Genomic DNA, 23,459 nt, shown 5'->3' with positions numbered 1-23,459 from the left:
GTTATGCTCCTAAAAAATTCTTTAATACATCTTCATCAAATGGCCAATTAAGCTCATTTTCAGAATCAAGCTGTTTTAGCACAGGGATACGAATGCCATATTGTTCAGCTAGCTTTTCATCATCACAGATATCTGTTTTTATGTATGACACGCCAGACATTTCAATCAACTGCTCGGCTAAATCACACAGATGACAAGCATCTGTGTGGAACAAGATATAGGACTTACTCGGCATGGGTTAACAGCCAAGTGTTGTGGATCTGTGGATTACGTTTAAAATCCGTAGGTAAAGTTTGACTGTCAATATTTTCAACTTTGATCCCAGCAGCTTCAAGCGCTTCAGTCTCCATCTTAAACTTACGCTTATTATTGGAGAAGATGATCTCACCGCCAGGTCTTAAGATCTTAATCAAGTCAGTCAGCAAAGCCACATGATCACGTAACACATCAAAAGAGTCTTCCATGCGCTTCGAGTTTGAGAAGGTCGGCGGATCGATAAAGATGAAATCATAGGTATCGTGGGTTCGTTTGATCCAAGTTAAACAGTTGGCCTGTACAAACGAATACTTATTGTCATTTAAACCATTTAAGGCAAAGTTCTCTTTCGCCCAGCTGATATAGGTATTGGACATATCGACGGTCGTAACCGTTTTAGCCCCACCCAGAGCAGCATGTACTGAAGCCGTACCAGTATAGGCAAATAGATTAAGGACATCGCGATTCTTAGACTTTTCACCCACGAGTTTACGGGTGAGACGATGATCGAGAAACAGGCCGGTATCCAGATACTCTTTAAGGTTTAGCTTAAATTTGGCATCATATTCAGTCGTGATAAGCTCAAGCTTAGACGTTGAGAGTTTCTCATACTGATTAGTGCCCTTTTGACGCTCCCGCTTCTTCAAGATGATGTTCTTAGGATCTATACCAATTGCGCTAGGTAAGGCGATAAGCACATCGGTCAAACGCCGCTTGGTCACTGACTCGGGAATATCCATCGGTGCGGTATATTCTTGAATAACGACATAATCCAGATATTTGTCTATGGCAACTTTGTAATCCGGTAAATCGGCATCGTAGATACGGTAACTGTCGATACCCTCTTTCTTAGCCCATTTCTTAAGTTGTTTATAATTCTTCTTTACCCGGTTAGCGAAAGGCACAGCGATATCACTAACATCACCCTCTATCTTAATATTCTCAGGATCGACGCGGCGAGTATTCTCAGCATGAACAGTATAGAGGTTGAAAGCACAGTCCAGTGGACCGTTACTCATCTTCATCTGTTTATCGGCTTTAAGCTTCAAGGCAGATAACAGCTCTTTATCACTGTTTAGCATAGCTAATTTCCAGCCACCAAATTCAGCCTTAAACTTATCACCCAACTGATAATAGAGCTGAAGCAACTCAGTCACTGTGCCTAAACGTTCACCATAGGGAGGGTTACTGATAAGATAACCGGATGCTTCTGGCACTTTCACCTCTAAAGCATCGCTAACAGTAAACTCAATTAAGTCACTTACACCGGCATTTTCCGCATTCTGTTTAGCGATAGAGACAAGATGAGGCTCGATGTCTGAACCATAAAACTTAGTGCTACAGCGGGTTATGCCAATAGAAGCCCTGGCACGAGCCTCATTAAGCAATTCTTGCCAATGTTTGTCGTTATGTCTGAGCCAATGCTCAAAACCAAAACGCTCACGATGAAGACCCGGCGCAATATCACAGGCCATCATGGCAGCTTCAATCAAGATAGTGCCACTACCACAGAAGGGATCGAGCAATGAAACCGGCTCTTTCTTCCACCCGCTACGAACCAGCATATTTGCCGCAAGGTTCTCTTTTAGAGGGGCCTCACCTGTGGTCGAGCGATAGCCACGTTTGTGCAAGGCAGGTCCGGAGAAGTTCAATCCTATGGTGATCTCTCCACGACGATAATGTGCGTCGATTCGAAAATCTGCATCCTGGCGAGCAACATCCGGCCTTGAAAAATCATCGTCGCGAAAACGATCAACAATGGCATCTTTTATCTTAAGTGCACCGTACATGGTGTTATTGATGAAACCACCCTGACCATGAAAATCGATGCTAAATGTGCTGCGATTAGAAAACTGCATCTGCCAATCTATACCATAAGCAGCATTATAGAGCTGCTCAGGAGACTCGCATGGGCCTTTATGTATGACGAAAATGATTCGACTCGCCAAACGTGACCAAAGCGTAATTCGATAACCTAGCTCAAGAGATGCCGTAAAGTAGACACCAGCTACACTCTCTTTGATTTCAGAGGCACCGAGCTCTGCTAACTCGAGTGATAACGCATATTCATAGCCCCTAGGAGCCGCAGCAAAAAAATTTAACATCGTATAGATAGGCACACAGTAAAAATTAATCAGACATTATACCTTGATGCGCACTGAAATGATAAAAAGTTATTAGCTCTCAAGGAGATTATTCCTGTTAGTACCCCACTATTTGCACAAAGACCCCGCTCTTCGTCTCATTTATGAACGGTTAGATCTTTCAACTGAAATCAGGCTTGTAATAGCCAGGTCATATAGCTATAGTTTGCCGCGCTTCGACGGCATGGAAGAAAGATTTGATGACTCTAAATCAAGAAAAATCAAGAAGTTGAATCGAACGCGAGATGGGGCTGTATGAAATCTACTCGGACTCAGCGACTTATTACATCGGGGTGAAGCTCGTGGCCCTACTTTCATAAAAGTAATCCAGCTCCCGCAACCAATTCTTAAATATTAAAACACCCTAATATCTTCTCCATAAAACACACCCACTTAATTTTATTCCGATGAACAAAAATAAAATTAAAATCAATTGTGCATTAATCATGCTGACAACGTTAAATGGAAATGAGTTAGAACGATTTATATAATCACTCACTCTCTAGATAAAGCGCTTAGCTAGATAGGAATTGGATAGGGAATGAAACATGACAAAACAGATAATTATGCCGCGACAATCTGCCGATTAACAATAATTGGGTGCAGTCTATCGTGCATAACTTTAATACATTCGAACTGACCTAGAGATTTGCTATCACTTAGCCGTAAATCTTTTTCCAACAACATCACAAGTGAGGCTTGTACGCTTGTTTCAACGACTAAAACTTGTGCACTAATGCCCTGGCAAGATAGACGAAAAACTTTACCTAGCTCACTAAAGACACACATATTACTGGTAGCAAAAAACCATGATTTAGGCATTTGTGGCTTTAACAAAAAATGGGCAGCAGTAGCATTGAGCGCAAGCTGAACTTGCAAACCCGCTGTTAGGTGTAATGACCTTGAAAGAAGATCTAGAAACTCAATATAAAATTTGGCATGTTCCATATTAAACTCTAACTCCATCAAAGCGTCAGGAATTAAAGTTTTCATTTTATAAGGGGTCAGAAATTCCATCTCTGAACCTAATGAGACGCTTAACACACCATACGCATCATTATAATTCCATTGCCAATCCTTTTTTGGCATTAATAACATAACGTTTACCTGTCATATAGAATACAAGCCGATAATAGATGATATTTTACTCAATATCAAAATATAATTAAAAAAAATTGACCAAGATAACAGTATCTTATATCGGTCATGCGCGATCAAATTGCGATCGCGCGATCTTAAATGGATCTGAAAAACGATCTTTTAATTATCGAACTCGATAGGCATTGACTATGTCTTTAATTAATTCAGGCCCCTGATAAATAAATCCTGAAAATATTTGGACCATTTTCGCCCCTGCATCGAGCTTATCTAGCGCGTCAGATGCAGAGTTAATTCCACCGACACCTATGATAGGTATCTCGCCTTTAAGACAATCTGAAAGTTGCTTTATCACAGATGTAGACAATGAATTCAGTGGTTTACCACTTAGCCCTCCGGCTTCATTTGCATTGATAAGCCCGCTAACACCATCTCGGCTCAAGGTCGTATTTGTCGCGATAGCCCCATCAAATTTGTTGCGAATGAGAGATTCTGCAATTTTCTCAATTTCCTCTGACGTTAAATCAGGGGCGATTTTTAATGCGAGTGGTACATATTTACCATGCTTCTGTGCGAGATCTTTTTGCTTCTCTTTAAGTGATCTCAATAGATCGTCAAGCAGATCTCCATACTGCATACTTCTTAAGCCTGGTGTATTTGGAGAGGAAATATTGACTGTAATATAGGCGGCATATGGATACACTTTCTCCATACAGATAAGGTAATCATCTTTGCCCTGCTCCACCGGTGTGTCTTTATTCTTACCAATATTGACGCCAACCAGTGCACCGGACTTTGCCAATTTAAGGTTGGCAATAAGGTTATCGACTCCCTTATTATTAAAGCCCATTCTGTTGATAATAGCTTTCGCAGGCTTGAGTCTAAACAGACGTGGTTGCTCATTACCTGGCTGTGGCTTGGGTGTTACAGTGCCCACTTCGATATGTCCAAATCCCATCGCATAAAAACCATCGATACATTCACCATCTTTGTCCATACCAGCAGCTAAACCGACAGGATTAGGGAAGGTTATCCCCATAAACTCAACAGGCGCGGACTCAAACGTCTGAGCGTAGAAACAATCTAACGGGCTATTCGCCGTGGATTTAAGGCTGCTGAGTGCGACATGGTGCGCTCTCTCAGGATCCATCTGGAACATGACTTTTTGAGCGATTTTGTAAAACATGCTTTCTCCTAGACCGAAAAAAGCCCCGGCAAATGCCAGGGCTGATTAATATTATTATTTACTTTTAACCTTCACAATGAAGAATCAAAAGATTTAACTCACGTAAGGCGACAGAGAACTTTGCAAACTCATGGCTTTGCGAAGTTTTAAAGTCTGCGAGCATATGGAACCATCTCTCCAACAAGCCCTGATTGGAGTCTATCCACTGATCGATTATGGTATCAGCATCACAAGTCGAGGTACATGATCTTAGTACTACTGAGCTCAGTGAACGCTGTTGCCAATCTAACTCTTCTCTAAATGCCGCTCTGGCAAGTGCTTGCCAGTGGTTAGCAACCGGTTGCTCACTGATTTGATCGAGGAACCAGTGTAAATCCACACGCGCACCTAATTTAAAGTAGGTCTGTGCAACCAGTGCAATAGGCTTACTTTCCAACTCAGCAATTTGAGCAATATCCAGTGCAGAGAATAGCGTACTCATGTTAACCACATTCGTCGCTATCGGCTCATTGACACCTTCTTTTACTAGTGCCGCAATCTCTGCATGTATGCCTTCAACTTCTGCTTCAACCATATAGCCATGGACATTCGCTTTCAAATCCTCGAATACTGGAGTGAAGAAGGCTACTGACTGTTCAATACTGTGACTACGATTACGATGACGCAGGAACCAGCGACAAGCTCGACGGATATTACGACGTAATTGATGTAGCATCTCGCCTTGTACTACCGCAGGGATAATGCCATTGAGTGAGGTGATCTCTTTCGTTAAATCAGCTAAACCAAATACTTCACGAGCCATAGTGTAACAAATCGCGGCTTCAGCGACTGAGGCACCTGTCTCATCTTGCATACGTTGAACAAAGTTAAGACCCAGATCATTAACCAGTTCATTTGCCAATGAAGTTGCTATGATTTCACCACGCAGAGGGTGAGCAGCCATACGCTCACTGTACCTCTCTTGTAATTGCAGTGGAAAATATGCAATCAATAATTGACTCAAGAAGGGGTCATCCGTTATTTCAGGTGTCAATAACTGCTCTTTAAGCACCATTTTCGCGTAGGCGACTAACACAGATAACTCAGGACGCGTCAACGGCTTACCATTGGCTAAGCGCTCAGCTAGCTCATCTTCCGAAGGCAAAAACTCAAGCCCTCTATCAAGCTTGCCGTCTTTCTCCAGATAATGAATGAAGCGGATCTGCTCTTTCAGCTGCTCAGCACCACGAACTTGGGTCACTGAGATCGTCCTGGTTTGATCGTTACAGTCTTGAAGGACTATGCGGCCTACTTCATCAGTCATCTCAACCAAGAGACGATTACGTTGCTTAAGTGTCATCTCACCGTCGGCAACTAAGGCATTAAGCAAGATCTTAATATTCACTTCGTTATCGGAACAATCGACGCCGCCGACGTTATCCACAAAATCGGTATTCATGCGGCCACCATGGGTAGCGTACTCGATGCGACCTAGCTGAGTACAACCTAAGTTACCACCTTCACCTATGATTCTTGCTCTCACTTCATCGCCATTGACACGCAAGGTGTCATTCGCTCTATCACCCACTTCCGCGTGAGTTTCTGTGGATGCCTTCACATACGTACCGATACCACCATTCCAGATAAGATCGACATTCATCTTCAAGAGCTCTTTAAGCAGCTCAGTCGGTGTCATCGACGCCTTCTTGGTATCTAACATCTCCTTCATCTCTGCAGACAACGGGATCTTCTTTGCAGAGCGTAGGAATATTCCGCCCCCTTTAGAGATCAACTTCTTGTTGTAATCATCCCAGCTAGAACGAGGCAGTTCGAATAAACGTGCACGCTCCTTATAAGTAGATGCCGTTTCTGGATTTGGATCGATGAAGATATGCAGATGGTTGAAAGCCGCGACAAGACGAGTATGCTCAGAAAGCAACATGCCGTTTCCAAATACATCACCCGCCATATCACCGATGGCTAAGCAAGTGAAATCTGTTGTCTGACAATCGATACCAATTTCACGGAAATGACGTTTAACTGACTCCCAAGCACCACGCGCCGTGATCCCCATCTTCTTATGATCGTAACCATTGCTACCACCGGAGGCGAATGCATCACCTAACCAGAAACCGTACTCCTCAGAGATACTGTTGGCGATATCAGAGAACGTTGCCGTGCCTTTATCTGCAGCGACCACTAAGTAAGGATCGTCTTCATCATGGCGAACAACATTCTTTGGCGGGATCACCTCTCCTTCAATAATATTATCTGAAATATCGAGCAGACCACGAATAAATATCCGGTAACAAGCCTGACCTTCGGTGAAGAAGGCTTCGCGACCGCCTTCTGTCGGTAGCTGTTTACAGACGAATCCACCTTTCGCTCCAACTGGGACGATCACGGTATTCTTAACTTGCTGTGCTTTAACTAAGCCTAATACTTCAGTTCTGAAATCTTCACGTCTATCAGACCAACGTAATCCACCACGGGCGACTTTACCGCCTCTAAGATGCACGCCTTCGACTCTTGGTGAGTAGACAAAAATCTCAAATTTAGGCAGCGGACGTGGCATCTCTGGAATATCTTCCGGAGCAAATTTAAATGACACATAAGGCTTTTCAGCACCGTCATCGGCTACCTGATAGAAGTTGGTTCTTAATGTGGCATTGATGAGGTCTAAATAACGACGAATAATTCTGTCATCATCTAAGCTGGAAACATCGTCTAAACGTAGATCGATCTGCTCAACAAACTTGCCTAAGGTGCGAGTCTTAAGTTTAGGGTTGAACTTACGAATGAACATTTTAACCAAGAGATCGGCAAGCTGAGGATAACGGGTAAATGTCTCTTCTATATAAGCTTGGCTAAATGTCGCATCAATTTGACGCATATATTTAGCATAAGCACGTAGTATAGAAACTTCACGTCCGCTAAGGCCCGTAGCCAAGACCAAACGGTTAAAACCATCATCTTCAAGCTGCTTTTTCCAGACCTGAGACAGGGCATTCTGGAATCTGTCTTGACTCTCTGCAACATTTTCAGTGGTAGAACCCCGAACTGTCATCAGAAAGTCTAAGATCCAATAAGTATCACCATTAGCGGTTTTTATTTCATAGGGACGTTCATTAATCACCCTAAGGCCAAAATTCTCCAGCATAGGCAAGACATCAGAAAGGTGGATCGGCTCATCTTTATGGAATAGCTTCAAACGCACTTTACTGTTACTTAAAGCTGTTTCCTGAGGCAGGTAAAACAGCATGCCCAGGTTATGAGCATCATCCAGTGCTTCAAGTTGCAAAATATCCACAACAGCTGAGCTGGGTAATACATCTTCTTGATAGCTACGAGGGAATGCGGTGAGATAACGCTTCATTAGCCTAGTGCCAGACTCTTCACCACGAGCACTGCTAAGGGAGTCGCTCAGCTTATCTTCCCAAGAACGAGCAGCTTCGGTTAAATTATTTTCAATAGCAGCCACGTCTACATCCATAGTATTGTTGTCGACTTTCACTATATAGTGAGTGCGCGCAAGTGTTGATTCAGAGAAATAGGTCGTAAACTCAACCTCGGCATCACTCTTAAAATGCTGGGCTAATATACGTTGAGTATCTTCACGTAGCTTAGTGTTATATCTATCTTTTGACACGTAGACTAAGCAAGATAAGAAACGTCCAAAGCCATCTTTACGAACAAACAGCTTTAACTTGTCCCTGTCTTGCATCTCAAGTACGCCATGGGCGACATATGCCAACTCTTCAACATTGCCTTGAATAAGCTCATCTCTGGGCAAGGTCTCGAGTATGTGCATTAAGGCTTTATAATCGTGGGATCGAGGTGTTAAACCTGAGCGGTCCAACACGCGCTGAACTTTTTCAGCTAACAATGGAATTTCGCGTGGGCTGCGGTTATACAGATTTGAGGCATAGAGTCCTAAGAATCTATCTTCCCCAATCACATTACCTTTTTTGTCAAAACGCTTAACGCCGACATAATCTACATAAGCTGGACGATGGACTCGGCTTTTTTCGCTGCTCTTAGTTAGCAGAAGTAAGCTATGATCTAACGCTTCTTTTCGTGCGCTTTCCGAAAAGTTAGACAATAATAATCCAGTATCTGGCTGAGGTTTACCGGGTATGTTCATCAAGCCCAGGCTTGATGAGGTATCCGGAATAAGCTCTAGATCGCCTTCAACTTTTCGTAAATCATAACGACGATAGCCCAAGAGGGTGAAGTGATGATTATTCAAATAATTAAGGAAATCAGAGGCTTCTTTAAGCTCTTGTTTTTCCCCTGGATACGGGCGTACAGCGAGATCTTTAATCGTTTCGTCGAGCTGACTGGACATGGCTTGCCAGTCATTGACTGAGGCTGCAACATCACCAAGTACCGACGCTATCTCTTTTTCTATCTGTTTTATATCATCTTTACTACTGAGCCGGTCGATCTCAATGAGGAATACGGCGACCTTTTCCTGCTTCCCTTTACCATCGTCGCCATAGGTGACTTGAGTGATGGCATCTTTGGTTCGCTTAATAGACAAGGGCGTATGCAGCATCATATGGGTCGTGATCCCGTTACGATTGAGCGCCATACCCACAGAGTCAACTAAGAAGGGCATATCAGGTTGAATGATTTCGATGATTGAATGCGTTGATTGCCAACCATGCTTTGACTGGTTGGGATTAAAAACTCGAATATGTGAACCGCCTTTTACTGTCATATTCGCGGCATTCCAGAGACTTAATACGGCACCATAAAGATCACTATCGTTACGGGCCTTAAGATCATCTTTCGACATGTGGGCATACAGACAGGTGGCAAACTGCTCGACCTGTTTTACTTGTGTAGTAGGAACTTTTGAATGAATAAGGTTGACTACGTTTTCGAGTAGTACTGAAGGCATTGCATCTTTCAAGGCCATGTTGCTGTTTCCTTTAAGGGTCTATGGCAGCGCTTTTATAATTTTTGGGATGCTTGTTACAATGACCAGTCAAAATAGTGTGACCTAGGTCATGGGCGAAGTTTATTACTAAAGCGACCACATTTCGAGACTTATTTTAGTGGTAGATCCTCCTTAAAACCAGTTACAGCAGTATTTAGGACCGTTAGATGAAAAATCAATCGTCATTACAGCGTAACTATTCATTTTCAGGGTAATAAAAAGGGAGCCGAAGCTCCCTGTTAACTTATACCTCTCTGGGTTTTCGCCAGATAACCGCCCCTATCGCCGGTAAAATAATTATGGCACCTAACATATTTACCAAAAACATAAATGTCAGCAGTATTCCCATATCCATTTGAAATTTAAGCGCCGAGAAAAACCAAGTACTGACGCCGATGGCCAGTGTGAGACCGGTAAAAATAACCGCACTGCCTCGCTCAACTAAGGCTTCATAATACGCCTGTTGCACCGGCATTCCCTCTCTTAATCTTCCAGCCATGGTTGAAAGGATATAGATACCATAGTCCACACCGATCCCGACACCCAGGGCTATCACAGGTAAAGTACTCACAGCCAAACCAATATCCAGTTGAGTCATCAATGCCTGAGCCAATGTAGAAACCACATATAAAGGCAAGATGACAGATATCGTCGCTTTTAGGGATCTAAAACTGAGCAAACAGAGAAAAAACACAGCCCCATAGACATACAACATCATAGGTAATTGAGCCGCAGCTACCGCTTCGTTCGTCGCGGCCATCACGCCAACAGGCCCCGAAGCGAGTCGATACTGTAACTTGTCATTATCCATCGTCGCAGAGAGTGCTTTCACTTTATCTATGACGACTTCTATCGTCTCAGCCTTGTGATCTTTCAAGAAAAGATAAATAGGCATGACGGAACAGTCGCTATTGAGTAGCCCGGAGGTTGTCGGTACACGTCCAACCGCTTGTACTAGGCTAGCTGTTGTCCGAGGCAACACCTGCCATTTGGGATTGCCTTCATTGAAACCGGCATTTACTCGCTTCGCAACCGATGCCAAGCTGGCTGTCGCTTCTACCCCAGGAGTGTTACTCATTAACCATTCAAATTCATCCATCTGTGTCAACACAGAGTGGTAAGTACACGCTTCAGGGAAGGCCTCAACGATAATAGTCATCACATCTGTAGTGATTGAAAACTTATCAGTGATGTAAAAAGTATCTTGATTGTAGCGAGAATCAAAATGCAGCGCTGGTGCCCCGCCTTGTAAGTCACCTACTTTCATTTGGTTAGCTTGCTGCAAACCTAAAGCATACAAGGCCGTTGTGCACACGAGTACCCATATAGCATATTTAGTCGTCGCAAATCTCGACAAGAATTCCCAGACTCGATTAGTTCGCTCAGTTGAGCCGTCATTTGATTTCACCGCCGATACTTGGGTATAAGAGATGATGAGTGGCAAGAGAATTAGATTAGTTAAGATGATGACGGCAACACCTAGAGAGGCAGAAATAGCCAGTTCTCTGATGATACCGATATCAATGGATAACAGAGTTAAGAAGCCCACGGTATCAGACAGAAGTGCGATGCCTCCTGGTATCAATAAACTTCTAAAAGCAAGTGCTGCAGCGGCCTTCGTCGTCTCCCCTTCGAGAACTCGCCGTCGTACGGCATTGATCATCTGCACGCTGTGACTCACACCAATCGCAAACACAAGGAATGGGATAAGAATCGACATAGGGTCAAGCCCAAAGCCAACTACAGTCAATAAGCCCAACTGCCAGATCACTGCGATTAAACTACAGGTTAATGGCAATAAGGTAAGAATAAATGACTTAGAGAAGAGGTAAACCATGATCGCTGTGACAACTATTGCGATAAGGAAGAAAAGCATGACGCCTTTAGCGCCATCGGCCACATCCCCCGCCATCTTGGCAAAACCTATAATATGAATTTTTATATGTTCGTTTTCATATTTTGTACGCAGTTCTTTTTCGAGCTGCGCTGCGAATGCCAAGGTATCGAGTGGCTTACCAGTTTGAGGGTCGAAATCCATCAACTGAGCCTTGACCATAGCAGCGGAATAATCTTCAGCGATTAGCCGACCGACGATTCCCGCTTTTTCAATATTATCTCTCACAACTGCCAGACCCGCTGGAGTAGTAGAAAAGTCAGCAGGAATAACCGGGCCGCCTGCAAAACCATCTTCTACCACTTCGGTAAAACGTGTGGAGGGAGAAAACAAGGATTTAACTTGCGCCCTGTCAACCCCTGGAATGAAGAAGAGCTGGTCATGGACATTTTTCAGCGCATCGAAGAAGTTTTCATTGAAAATATCACCACTGGTGTCTTCGACGGCAACCATAATACTGTTGGCACCGCCGAACTGCTTCTGGTGCTTCAAGTAGGTCTTCATGTAGCTGTGATTAAGCGGAATATTCTTGATAAAAGCCGCATCCATTTTCAAGTTACTGGCCTGAAACGCCAAAAAAATGGTGGTTAATATAAACAGTAAGATGACAAAGGCCCGTCGCCTGAATAAAAAGGATTCTAATCCATTAACTAATTTCTCTAACATCATAAAGATCCTATTATTGTTGTTTGAAGAGGCCTTTGGTACCTGCAATCCAGGTATGACCTTGGGGATCTTGAACTATTGACACTAAATTTTCACCTTGACGCTGCTCGATCAGTTGGCTTTTACCCTCTAACGTTACGTCAATAATCACACCGGCATTGCCGACGAGACGAAGATTTCCGTCTTTTTTCACCATGGCCCCATTGATCGTTGAGGTCACGGGTAATGAGATTTCAGTCCAGTTTGTCAGACTTGCATCGGTTTTAAAAACATGTCCCCTTAATCCCATGACAAATAATGAATCATTGACATAGATAGCATTGAACATTGAGCCTTCATAAATGAAGTCTAGCTTTTGCCACTGCCTACCTTGATCATTGGATACGGCCACTAAACCTAGCTCTCCCACCATCACCAACTGGCCATTTATCGTAGAAATAATCCGGTTGAAATGTGGTAGCAAGGTGCTTCGCTCACTCAAATAAATAGCTTCATCCTCAGCCTTTAATTCGGCCAAGTAGTCGACATCTTCTTCGAATAATAATTCTTGATGATATTCACTTTTCCAGTGTCCACCGCCATCATCGGTACGATAAAACAATCCATAGGCACCAACGGCTATACCATTAAATTTATCGAAAAAATGAATATCCAATAAAGGTTTTTCGATTTCCATGGATTCCATCTGTAACTGCCAGGTTTTTCCTCCATCCTGAGTGTGTATGATGGTCGCATCATGACCTACGGCCCATCCAAGTTGAGGGGTAATTAAAAATGCTTTGGTGAGATGTGCGCGGGTTGGGCTTGGCACTTGCTGCCACTGGGGGCTTGCCTGTTCATCGAATATAAAAACATGGCCCCGTTCACCCACGGCAAGAACTGTGTCCCCATTAGTCGCGATGTCGAGAATAATAGAATCAATGGCTAAAGCTTGTATTTGGCCTTTAACATCATGGATTTCCTGTGCAAGCGCAAAAGGCTGCAAAGAAATAGCTAAAAATAGACAAATAGATACTGATCGAAGCATGCTAAACAACATACAGACTTCCTTAAAGAATAGAGGGGCGGTAACCCGCCCCTTAGAACTGAGGGTTAACGAATACCAGCACGTCTCAATGCTGCCGGAGTGAAGTTAGCTTCACTGAGCTTGGCATCAAAATCATACATGCGGCCTTCATTATCAAGACCCATTGCAATATAACGACGGGACTGAAGATCGTGGAAGACCTCTAACGTACTCCAATGTGTTGGCACTTCGTAGTAGTTAATTGCATGAGCAACCGCGACACGATATAACTCATCACGATTATCGTACATATCGGCAAGCGATACTTGCCATGAATCTTCATCGATATAGAAAGTACGTGTTTTGTAGATATGACGCATGCCTTCTTTAAGCTGAGCCTTAACCACCCACACACGATGCTTTTCCCAACGGACAAATTCAGGATTGATATGCCCCGGATGAATGATCTGATCGTACTTCAACTGATCTGAATGAAGTTTGTAGTCGTTATAAGGAATATAAACTTCTTTTTTGCCCATAAGCTCCCAGTTATATCTAACTGGCGAGCCATTGAACATATCAAAATCATCCGTTGTTCTCAGGCCATCTGAAACCGAACCCGGCGTATCAAATGCCACATTCGGAGCCTTACGCACTCGGCGCTGACCCGTGTTATAGGTCCAGGCTTGTCTAGGCAAGGCTTCTTGATCCATGGTCTCTTTAACCAGCAAAGCCGTACCCGCAAGACGAGCAGGCTGAGTCACTACTTGCTTGAAGTAAAACAAGGTATTAGAAGCGGCTAGCTTATCCAGAGTCATTTCAGGACGTGAATACTGAAAACGAATCTCTTCGGTAGTTTCAACAAGCGTGTAGCTACCACCTGCCGTAGGCGCTGCTTGGCTACGTGATGTTTTCACATCGACACCACGAAAACGCAATACATGGTTCCAGATAACCTCTAACCCATTCTCAGGGATAGGAAAAGGTACACCGATAGATGCCCCTTTTACGCCATTACCTTGAGAAACCAACTCGGCACGGGTCGCATTTGCTTTAGTTGCGTCATAAACAAACTGAGGCACGGAAGCTGTACGTCTAGTTTGGTAAACATTCATCTTGTACGTTTCAGGATACAGCTCAAATAGCTTGATCTGACCATCGGTAAGGTGCGCTTTATACTTATCCTTGTTGGCATTGGTGATAGTAAATTCTATCTTATCACCAGCAAACGGATCCGGGTGATGCATCCCCTTCTTGTACCCCGCTGGAGCTGTTGTGATCCCACCATCCCAAGCAGGAATGGAACCATCGGCATTACCCGCCTTGACGCCGCCCAGAGGCGTCAACTCGGTGCCTAATTTAGCCGCTTCAGCCTCCGTAACTTTCGCCCATGCACTCGGTGCACTCAAAGCAACTATCACAGCCGCCGACAATATCGCAAGTTTCTTCATTATTATTGTCCTTGTGATCTAGATTGAATATTTGATGTTAAATGACACGTAATCACGGTCAGACATCTGGTTTGTCGTGCCTACGCCACCGAAGAAGCTATTATAGGAAAAATCGGCTCCCCAACGACTCTGGTAATCGAAGTTCACGCCAACAGACACAGATTTCTTGCCCTCGGTGAACAAGAACATAGGATCGGGAGTAATCCCCTCAACATCATGTGAGAAAATGATCCGCGGCGACATGTTTACCCCTGCAAACAAGTTGTTGTAATCCGCTTTGGCAACCAGACGATAACCCCAAGCGAAATCCGTCGGGAACGGATTAGTCTCTGGGCCGTTATGGACGGCTTCGATAATACCCGGCATATCAGGATTTCCGCCCGAACGAGCCGTACCTGGACCGTTGAGCCTTAGCTCATCAAAACTAGGCATGTCATGGATCCAGACGCCGCCGACCTCTGCTAACATTACCAGATTACTGGTGCCTAGCGTCGGACCAAACAGATGAGTAAAAGTCGCTTGGGCCTGAGTGGTGTCTAAACGTATGAAACCCTCAGCATATTGACCAGGGGCAACATTATCAATTTGTGAAATCCCATCGAACTCGGGTCTAAGGCCTGCATTAGCCAGCTGCTGTGGCATCGCTGCAAATAATAACTCTACATCATCAATTTGCAGTGGCTCATCTTGGCGATGGGCAATCTCACCCGCCACCGATGTATCACCTATAAGCGTGTTAAAGCTAAAACCATAGAGCTGAATGTCTTCTGGATACTCAATTTGCGCCTTAGAGAAGGTCTCTAGACCCAGTAAGGTTTCTCTGTCAACAGAGCCGCCAGCCGCGGCAATTCCGCCTAATACGGCTAAATCACGACCAACGGCGTCAGCCGTAAAGTTAGCCGTAGTACCGCTAATTAACGGACGACGGCTGTGATAGTTCATGTAATACAAGCCGAACTCTGTCTCACCCAGCTCAGGGGAGTAATAACCTAGCTTTACACCGTATTGCCCCGAATCACTGGCACTGGCTTGATCTTCAACTAAGGTCGCTTTGGTTGGATATTCCAAGGCTAATGCCCCCAAAGTTGCAGCGTCATATTGACCAGACCCTATCATGGCTACCAGTTTATTGTATTCAGCCTCAAGAAAATCCATGTTCATATCAGGATTGGCCTGAAAACCTAACTGAGCATTCTGGCTATAACCACCATAACCAGCAAAATCGTTAGTGGAAAAATACGAACCTGGCGTTGGAACCCAAACGGGCTCCCAGTCGTACTGATAGAAGGCTTCCACCGAAAGTTCATTGGTGACTCCAAAGGATGCCCAAACCATACCTTGAGGTCTATAGGCTTCCTTGAGCTCGGCGCCCGGCGCATTGAGGATATTCAGATCCACCGCATTGATCACACCGATACCATGGGGGATCAGTGTACTTTCACCCCAAGAAACCACCTGCTGACCAACTCGGACAGACAAGGGATTGGCACCGTCATTAAAATCGAAATCACCGTAAACGAAGGCATCAAGCAAACGAATGTCTTTACATTGCACCTCTGAGGATTTGGAATCGGCACAAGGATCGTATTCATTTCCCGTTAATGGATCACTAAAACCATAGCTGCCGTCATTGGCTTTTTGATCGTAGAAATACATACCACGAGCAAACACACCAAAATTCTTATACTTAAGAGAAAGCTCATGTAATCCCTTAAACACGACCGCCGTAGTATCACCCTGGGAATAGAGCAGATTACTTAAATCACCATTACTGGAATAAGAGCCTGGTTGTGCCCAAATTTGATCTGAGGTGTACTTGGTATTACCAAATGCGGAATAGTTAGACCAATCAAACTGTGGATGATTGACCTTACCTATGTGGTTGTCCCAATCACGTCCTTCTACACGCCAGCTTGCACCCGCTGACCATGTAGAATCGAACGTACCTTCAACTTCTCCCCAATTAAAAGATACAGCATTGACACTGGATGAGATCCCCATGCTCAGTGCCGCTACGATCCCTAAAGCAAGTGTCGACTTCGTAAAGCCGTTGTTAACCTTTTTCATTTTAGCGCTTCTCCGTAACCTGCTGAATTCTTGTTATTAGGAATGGCAACCAACATCTTGTTAGCGTGCAGGTAACACCATTGTTACAGCAATTACATGCGATGAGCAAGGCGGAATTTAAGAAAATCTTCTAAAGAATTAAAGACGTTAGCTGGTTTTAAAGTAAGATTTCAAACACTTGATTTAAAATCGAATCTAGATGGGATTTTAAATGCAGATAAGCTAAGTTAATTAACTGTAAATACAGTTAATTAACTACAGATAGAGAGAGTGAGAAGCGAAGAAGTAATAAATCGTTCGTTTGAAGTAATTACTCTATAATGGTTTAGAGTTTACAAAGTGACACAAGCTCACCTTGAGCGTTTATCTCCATCTTAAACTGACCCACAATACCTGAGCGTGTTAAGAAACGGCGAAAATGTCTACCATGGATCCACAAGGTTCTGCCATTACGGTCATGGACTTCGACCTTATTCACCTCACCCCGGTAGAATTGCTGGAAATCGTGATAAGTGACATTGAGTGAAAAATAAAAGATCATAGGGCAACTACATGAAATGAGATATAGGCCCCCAGAAGCCTAAGCTGCTAGGGGCTGGTATGATAAAGATTAATCAGACTTAGAGGGCAAGAGCCTTAGATACTTTCTCATAGAGATCTTTGGACAAATCAGGTAGGCCTAATATGCGCTCCAAGGACGCTTTCATTTTAGCCTGTCTGGCTAAATCAAACTTCTTAAATTGGATTAAAGGCGTAATGATACGTGCAGCAACTTGAGGGTTCACCTTATTAAGCTTGATGATCACATCCGTCAGGAAATCGTAACCTTTACCTTCGATATGATGAAACTGCGTTAAGTTACCAGCGGCGAAAGCACCGACTAAAGATCTGACCCTATTAGGATTTGAATAACTAAAAGACTCATGCCCAGTTAAAGCGACTAAAATTTCCAAGCAATTATCATCACCACAAGTCGCATGTAACGTCAGCCATTTATCCATCACTAGTGGTGTAGTTTTCCACTTAGCTTCATAGTCAGACATCAGCTCAGTTCTTATAGACGATGCTTCACTATTCAGTGCTTGGAGTGCACCTAAACTGTCAGTCATATTATCCGCCTGACGATACTGACTCTCAGCATACCCCAGATATTCATCAGAAACTTTTTGAAGCAGTAATAAACAAATATTCTTAAGCGATCGGGCACCTGCATTATCGAATTCAGCTAGTTCTCGGTAGCGAGTGACTAACTCATCTTCACACCCATTGGCTATCTCTTCTGCTACGTAGTCACGCGCTGTGGCCAGGGCATCGAGATCGACGACTTCAACCTGCTCAATGAGCGCGGAAACACTGGGAAAAGTAAAAATTTCTGCGACTAAGGCAAGATCTAAACTTTCTGAAAGCACTACTCCTCTGTAGGCATCGACGACTCTAGGATCCACATGCATGGCTTGATTGTGTTGCAGCTTAGCGACATTTTCCCAAATCGACTGACTGACAAGCGTCACTGACGCTTCCCAACGAGCAACCTCACTGTCGGCAAATCTCATTAAATGGACCAGTTGTTCAACGGAATAGTCGAATACTAATTTCACTGGAGCCGAGAAGTTTTGCAGCAAAGATGGAGTCGGTTTCTGTGTAATACCGTGGAAAATAAACTCTTGGCTTGCCTGTTTAACATCTAGCACTTCACTCAACATGGACTCCCCCTGACTGGATAACAATTCCAAGTCGAAGGGAATATGCAGTGCTTGCTTGTTTTTTTGCTCCACCGACTCAGGTGTAGTCTGGTTAATCGTTAGACGATAGCATCCATCGGCCTCGACATAATCTTCTTCAACAGTCACGACAGGGGTACCCGATTGACTGTACCACAGCCTAAATTGAACCAGATCTATGCCACTAGCATCTTGCATTGCCGCAACGAAATCATCGCAAGTGACCGCCTGACCGTCATGACGCTTGAAGTACAGTTGCATTCCGGCCTGAAACTTCTGCTCCCCGAGTAAGGTATGCATCATCCGAATGACTTCAGCACCTTTGTTATACACAGTTACCGTATAAAAATTATTCATCTCGATAACGGATTCAGGACGTATAGGATGGGCCATAGGGCCTGAGTCTTCGGAAAATTGCTGATTCTTTATCACCTTGATAGCATGAATACGGTTAACCGCTCTCGAACCCAGATCAGAACTAAATTCTTGATCTCTAAAAACCGTTAAGCCTTCTTTAAGGCTCAATTGAAACCAGTCTCTACAGGTCACTCTGTTTCCAGTCCAGTTGTGGAAGTACTCATGGCCTACCACAGCTTCAATACCGTGGTAATCATCATCGGTAGCTGAGTTGGTATCGGCTAAAACATACTTAGTGTTGAAAACATTAAGTCCCTTGTTTTCCATGGCGCCCATATTAAAAAAATCTACCGCGACGATCATGTAAATATCGAGATCATACTCAAGATTGAAGCGAGACTCGTCCCATTCCATTGACTTCTTCAGTGACGCAATAGCATGGTGAGCCTTATTTAAATTCCCTTTATCGACAAATACCTGCAACTTGACAGCTTTATTGCTACGGGTAATGAACTCATCTTCCAAGAGGTCAAAATCTCCAGCAACTAGGGCAAACAAGTAAGCAGGTTTAGGAAATGGGTCATGCCACTTGGCAAAGTGACGACCGCCATGGAGATCGCCCTTTTCAATAGGGTTACCATTACTTAAAAGGTAAGGGAAAGCGACCTTATCGGCTTCTATGCGCACCGTATAGATGGCCAGAACATCGGGTCTGTCGAGGAAGTAAGTGATTCGCCTGAAACCTTCAGCCTCACACTGAGTACAATAAGCCCCATCTGACATGTAGAGGCCTTCTAGGCTTAAATTGGCCTCGGGATCAAGCTGAGTCACAATCTCGAGTTCAAACTCATCGAGCTGTGTATCTATACTCAAGCTCGTTAACCCTTGTTTATAGCTAACGTCTTCACCATTTATTTTCACCGATAAGATTTTCATCTCATCACCATCGAGTAACAAACTTGTCGCTTGTTTGTCTCGTCTAACCACCAAGCTCTTAGCAATCACTTGAGTTTGCTTTCCATCTAAGGTAAAACTTAAATCTAAGTGGGTGATGGTGAATCTAGGTGCGGCATAGTCTTTTAGGTATTTTGCTTGTGCTTGTGTCATAAACAGACCTTAAATCCTTGTCAAAGCTTATGTCACCATAAGCTGAATCATAAATATAAAAAAACGCGCCGAAGCGCGTTTTTCAAAAAATCATACAAATCTAGTGTGATTCGTTCTTAGCAAGTCTTTCGATGTCAACAAGATCTAAGGTGATATAGACAGTTTCATCGAGGAAGGCATCAGGAATGTTAACTTCTTCCTCATCAGATTTAGTATCACTGTCCTCGCTATTGGCCTCATCTTCATCATCCAATGTTTTGACGACTGCTAAACCTTGTTTAACACGACGTTCATTGAGCCTCACAAGTTGTTTCTCTTCATTACCTTCACGCTCGGCAATACGCTCACTCTCAACTAGTGACACTGTCTTTTCATTGTGATGCAGCTTAAACTCGGCGATATCTTGATTAATATAATCGAATTCTACATCGCTTTTAATACGCGTTAGATGTTTAGAATCTAAGCTAGTGATCAGATTAGGATTGATGTCCCCGAGCGTACCATATTGAGCCACAGGTACCTTGTCCCAAGGCAGTGCATTCTCTTCTTCGGCCTCGCCATATTCACCTGGCTCTAATGCGCTCGGGAAAGAGATGTCGGGTGTAACACCTTTAAGCTGGGTGCTGCCACCATTGATACGATAGAACTTAGCAATCGTATATTGCACATGACCGATAGGTTTCTCGTACATGTCATAGATACGACCTAGGCTCTTATGCTGCTGCACAGTACCTTTACCAAAAGTAGATTCACCGACAATGAGTGCACGATCGTAATCTTGCAATGCCGCAGCAAAAATTTCAGATGCCGACGCGCTGTACCTGTCTACCATCACTGTCAATGGACCGCTATAGCTAGTGCGGCCATCATTATCACGATTCTGTGAAACCTTACCGTTAGCATCTCTTATTTGAACGACTGGGCCTTGCTCGATAAACAAACCAGTCAACAATGTAGCTTCGGTTAATGCTCCACCGCCATTACCACGTAGGTCGATAATGATGCCTTCGACTTGGGCTTCCTTGAGTTTAACCAGCTCTTTAGACACATCTTTAGATAAGTCCATATAGAAACCGGGGATCTGAATGACACCAACTTTACGATTGGCGTAAAGGCCATTATCAGGTTCGATTACTTCAGATGTTGCCGCTCTGTCTTCGAGACGAATCTTATCTCTGATGATGACAACTTCAAAAGATTTCGCCGAAGAGCCACCCTTCTTAGGTAAAATTTGCAGTACAACTTTACTGCCTTTAGGGCCCTTTATCAGTTCGACCACATCGTCTAATCGCCAACCAATAACATCGACAACGTCTTTACCCTCTTGACCTACGCCAATGATTTTATCTTCTGGAGATAATTTTGCGCTGGTCGCAGCCGGGCCACCAGCCACAAGGCTCTTGATCACCGTATAGTCATCATCCATCTGAAGTACGGCACCGATCCCCTCAAGGCTCAGATTCATCTCCATCTGGAAACGTTCGGCATTGCGTGGTGAGAGGTAACTAGTGTGTGGCTCGACGGTACGAGAGAAGGCATTCATCACACCTTGGAATACATCTTCACTCTTAGTCTGGCTCAATCGCTTTATCGCGTTGTTGTAGCGTTTTTCAAGCACAGGAACGATCTCGTCCCATGTCTTACCAGTCAACTTAAGATTTAATGCATCGTATTTGACTCGTTGACGCCAAAGCTCATCCACTTCCGCTTCATCTTTAGGCCAAGCCGCATCTTCGCGATCATATTGGTACTTATCATTAGGGAGCGAAAAATCTATCTCTTTGTCTAACAAGGTGAGTGCGTAGGCAAAACGGTCGTAGCGTCTTTTTTGAACTAGTTCGAACATTTTGTAAGCAGGAGTTAAATCACCACTTTTCAGCATGTCATCGAACTGCTTCGAATATACTTTAAAGCTATCCAGATCACTCTGAAGCAGCACATTACGTCGGTAATCGAGCTGTTTTAGATATCGTTTAAATACCTGCTCGGAAAAAGCATCATCTAAGTCAAATCTGTGATAGTGGGAACGAGTGAAAAGGCCAGTAACGCGCTTGCTCGCAACTTTGTGTTGCGGCTCCTGCGTTAAAGCGGGTAACTCGCTGAATGGAATTGTTGGGGTTAACGCCCAAGCCGAAAATCCAACAAATATACTGGCGATTGAGACAGCCAGGGTAATTTTTCGCATCAACAAGTTACTCCTTTACTAGAATTTATAGCATGATGTGATCGACACTAACTTTTATGGTTAGGCCTGAGTCCAATTGGACTTGAACATCTTTTTTCTTAATGTCAATGATAACACCTGAAACTGGTGACTTACCTAGTTTGACACTAACACGCTGATTTTGTTTTAGCTCATTTAACACTGCTGGCGTCAAATTAACAACAGGCGCTGGCTCTTTTGCTGGCTTTTTAGCCGCTGGCTTAACACGCTTAGGTGCAGGTTTCTTGGCTTGCTTAGCAGCTTGCCCTTCCTTCCTTGCCGCTGCAGCTTTCGCAACGCGTTTCGCTTTCGCCTTTTCCTGACTCTCTTTAAGTGTCAATTGTGCGTGATCGATATGCTCTTGCTCTAACTCACCGCACTCATTTCCATCAAGATCAATTCGCTGAACACCAACTTTTACGCCCTTCAGATAACGCCAGCTACTAGTATAGCGTCTCAAAGCAATTCTCAATTGAGTTTTACTGACTTTAGAATCATCAGCTAACCTTTCAGCCAACTCCTGAAACAATCCAATCTTTAATGGTTTAGTTTCACCTTCGGCAATAAAGCACAAAGGAAATGTTTCATATAAATACGCAAGAATTGCGTTGGTGTCGGTCAACTTGTCTGTTGATTCCATTATTACTTCCACAGTTTAAAAGGGGCACTGACTAGACATAAAATGGACTATTCAGTGTCGTTTATATTTGTCTTTCGCGGGCTCAATCAGAAAATCCTAAACAGAATTATCGAAACGCAGCGCAAACACGGCAGACATACTTTAGCAATTACAATTAACAAACGCCAAGCATTCATTCCCACCTAGGAATATCCTCGACGTCCTTAGTATTCGAACCGCCTATTATAAACCCGAGTTTGACGATTGCGAACACGAATTACCCAAAATTGCTTATAGTTTAGCCAAATAACGCATTTTCGAAGCTAGAGACTAAGTTTTCTAGTCCTATTTCATCGATTTCATCGAATCGAGCGAGCTTAGGGCTGTCTATATCTAGCACACCGATAATTCGGTTGTCCTTGATAACTGGGATAACGATTTCTGAATTACTCGCTGCATCACAAGCAATGTGTCCTGAAAATTGATGAACATCGGCCACTCTATACGTCTTCTGTTCTAATGCTGCCGAACCACAGACTCCCTTTCCCAGAGGGATACGCGTACAGGCAACCCGCCCCTGAAATGGGCCTAACACAAGTTGATCACCTTTTAGCAGGTAAAACCCCACCCAATTTAGCTCTTCTAATGAGTCATTGAGTAAGGCGGAAAAGTTGGCCATCGCTGCCACTAAGTCGTCTTCCCCCTGGAGAAGGGCTTGGGCTTGACGGTTCAGTGTTTGATAAAATTCAGTTTTCATACAA

Annotated in this window: 14 protein-coding genes; all 14 read right to left on the bottom strand. The window is 43.8% G+C overall.

What is annotated here, in order from left to right:
* Window position 1 precedes the first annotated feature (1 nt).
* Window positions 2-235 carry a glutaredoxin family protein gene (locus tag sps_RS02935; RefSeq protein ID WP_077751122.1) on the bottom strand — a complete coding sequence of 78 codons (234 nt, stop codon included), beginning with the start codon at window positions 233-235 and terminating at the stop codon, window positions 2-4.
* Complete coding sequence (gene rlmKL / locus sps_RS02930) at window positions 225-2,360, bottom strand: bifunctional 23S rRNA (guanine(2069)-N(7))-methyltransferase RlmK/23S rRNA (guanine(2445)-N(2))-methyltransferase RlmL (RefSeq protein WP_077755526.1); 2,136 nt, start codon at window positions 2,358-2,360, stop codon at window positions 225-227. The genes sps_RS02935 and rlmKL overlap by 11 nt, the downstream gene beginning before the upstream one ends.
* A 603-nt stretch (window positions 2,361-2,963) precedes the next feature.
* Entirely contained in the window at window positions 2,964-3,497 is a 534-nt protein-coding gene (locus sps_RS02925; protein WP_077751120.1) for a cell division protein ZapC, read from the bottom strand.
* 166 nt (window positions 3,498-3,663) lie between these two features.
* The gene (gene pyrD, locus sps_RS02920) at window positions 3,664-4,683 is read right to left on the bottom strand and encodes a quinone-dependent dihydroorotate dehydrogenase (RefSeq protein ID WP_077751118.1); all 1,020 of its coding nucleotides are present in this window, start codon (window positions 4,681-4,683) and stop codon (window positions 3,664-3,666) included.
* Between the two features lie 64 nt (window positions 4,684-4,747).
* Complete coding sequence (locus sps_RS02915; protein WP_077751116.1) at window positions 4,748-9,586, bottom strand: NAD-glutamate dehydrogenase; 4,839 nt, start codon at window positions 9,584-9,586, stop codon at window positions 4,748-4,750.
* Between the two features lie 265 nt (window positions 9,587-9,851).
* On the bottom strand, window positions 9,852-12,167 hold the full coding sequence (locus sps_RS02910) for an efflux RND transporter permease subunit (protein WP_077751115.1): 2,316 nt from the start codon (window positions 12,165-12,167) through the stop codon (window positions 9,852-9,854).
* A 13-nt stretch (window positions 12,168-12,180) separates the two neighbouring features.
* Window positions 12,181-13,206: a WD40/YVTN/BNR-like repeat-containing protein gene (locus sps_RS02905; protein ID WP_077751113.1), complete on the bottom strand. Its 1,026-nt coding sequence runs from the start codon at window positions 13,204-13,206 to the stop codon at window positions 12,181-12,183.
* Between the two features lie 53 nt (window positions 13,207-13,259).
* Complete coding sequence (locus tag sps_RS02900; protein WP_077751111.1) at window positions 13,260-14,624, bottom strand: DUF1329 domain-containing protein; 1,365 nt, start codon at window positions 14,622-14,624, stop codon at window positions 13,260-13,262.
* A gap of 18 nt (window positions 14,625-14,642) precedes the next feature.
* Entirely contained in the window at window positions 14,643-16,691 is a 2,049-nt protein-coding gene (locus sps_RS02895; RefSeq protein ID WP_077751109.1) for a DUF1302 domain-containing protein, read from the bottom strand.
* Window positions 16,692-17,016: 325 nt separating this feature from the next.
* Window positions 17,017-17,232 carry a DUF2835 domain-containing protein gene (locus sps_RS02890; protein ID WP_077751107.1) on the bottom strand — a complete coding sequence of 72 codons (216 nt, stop codon included), beginning with the start codon at window positions 17,230-17,232 and terminating at the stop codon, window positions 17,017-17,019.
* Between the two features lie 79 nt (window positions 17,233-17,311).
* On the bottom strand, window positions 17,312-19,876 hold the full coding sequence (pepN, locus tag sps_RS02885; RefSeq protein WP_077751105.1) for an aminopeptidase N: 2,565 nt from the start codon (window positions 19,874-19,876) through the stop codon (window positions 17,312-17,314).
* Window positions 19,877-19,976: 100 nt separating this feature from the next.
* On the bottom strand, window positions 19,977-22,061 hold the full coding sequence (gene prc, locus sps_RS02880) for a carboxy terminal-processing peptidase (protein ID WP_077751103.1): 2,085 nt from the start codon (window positions 22,059-22,061) through the stop codon (window positions 19,977-19,979).
* A 25-nt stretch (window positions 22,062-22,086) separates the two neighbouring features.
* Window positions 22,087-22,719 (bottom strand): RNA chaperone ProQ, encoded by a 633-nt coding sequence (proQ, locus tag sps_RS02875; protein WP_077751093.1) that lies wholly within the window; start codon window positions 22,717-22,719, stop codon window positions 22,087-22,089.
* 277 nt (window positions 22,720-22,996) lie between these two features.
* The gene (locus tag sps_RS02870; protein WP_077751092.1) at window positions 22,997-23,455 is read right to left on the bottom strand and encodes a GAF domain-containing protein; all 459 of its coding nucleotides are present in this window, start codon (window positions 23,453-23,455) and stop codon (window positions 22,997-22,999) included.
* Window positions 23,456-23,459: the final 4 nt, after the last annotated feature.

Source organism: Shewanella psychrophila (genome assembly GCF_002005305.1).
Lineage (GTDB): Bacteria > Pseudomonadota > Gammaproteobacteria > Enterobacterales > Shewanellaceae > Shewanella > Shewanella psychrophila.
Note: the sequence above shows the minus strand (reverse complement) of the source record. Positions and strands in the feature narration are given on the sequence as shown.

What these genes read in the sequence shown, in the direction of transcription:
- sps_RS02935 (WP_077751122.1), bottom strand. Translation starts at nt 235, where the DNA reads ATGCCGAGTAAGTCCTATATCTTGTTCCACACAGATGCTTGTCATCTG.
- proQ (WP_077751093.1), bottom strand. Translation starts at nt 22,719, where the DNA reads ATGGAATCAACAGACAAGTTGACCGACACCAACGCAATTCTTGCGTAT.
- sps_RS02900 (WP_077751111.1), bottom strand. Translation starts at nt 14,624, where the DNA reads ATGAAGAAACTTGCGATATTGTCGGCGGCTGTGATAGTTGCTTTGAGT.
- sps_RS02895 (WP_077751109.1), bottom strand. Translation starts at nt 16,691, where the DNA reads ATGAAAAAGGTTAACAACGGCTTTACGAAGTCGACACTTGCTTTAGGG.
- sps_RS02870 (WP_077751092.1), bottom strand. Translation starts at nt 23,455, where the DNA reads ATGAAAACTGAATTTTATCAAACACTGAACCGTCAAGCCCAAGCCCTT.
- sps_RS02925 (WP_077751120.1), bottom strand. Translation starts at nt 3,497, where the DNA reads ATGTTATTAATGCCAAAAAAGGATTGGCAATGGAATTATAATGATGCG.
- sps_RS02915 (WP_077751116.1), bottom strand. Translation starts at nt 9,586, where the DNA reads ATGGCCTTGAAAGATGCAATGCCTTCAGTACTACTCGAAAACGTAGTC.
- rlmKL (WP_077755526.1), bottom strand. Translation starts at nt 2,360, where the DNA reads ATGTTAAATTTTTTTGCTGCGGCTCCTAGGGGCTATGAATATGCGTTA.
- sps_RS02890 (WP_077751107.1), bottom strand. Translation starts at nt 17,232, where the DNA reads ATGATCTTTTATTTTTCACTCAATGTCACTTATCACGATTTCCAGCAA.
- pepN (WP_077751105.1), bottom strand. Translation starts at nt 19,876, where the DNA reads ATGACACAAGCACAAGCAAAATACCTAAAAGACTATGCCGCACCTAGA.
- sps_RS02910 (WP_077751115.1), bottom strand. Translation starts at nt 12,167, where the DNA reads ATGTTAGAGAAATTAGTTAATGGATTAGAATCCTTTTTATTCAGGCGA.
- pyrD (WP_077751118.1), bottom strand. Translation starts at nt 4,683, where the DNA reads ATGTTTTACAAAATCGCTCAAAAAGTCATGTTCCAGATGGATCCTGAG.
- sps_RS02905 (WP_077751113.1), bottom strand. Translation starts at nt 13,206, where the DNA reads ATGTTGTTTAGCATGCTTCGATCAGTATCTATTTGTCTATTTTTAGCT.
- prc (WP_077751103.1), bottom strand. Translation starts at nt 22,061, where the DNA reads ATGCGAAAAATTACCCTGGCTGTCTCAATCGCCAGTATATTTGTTGGA.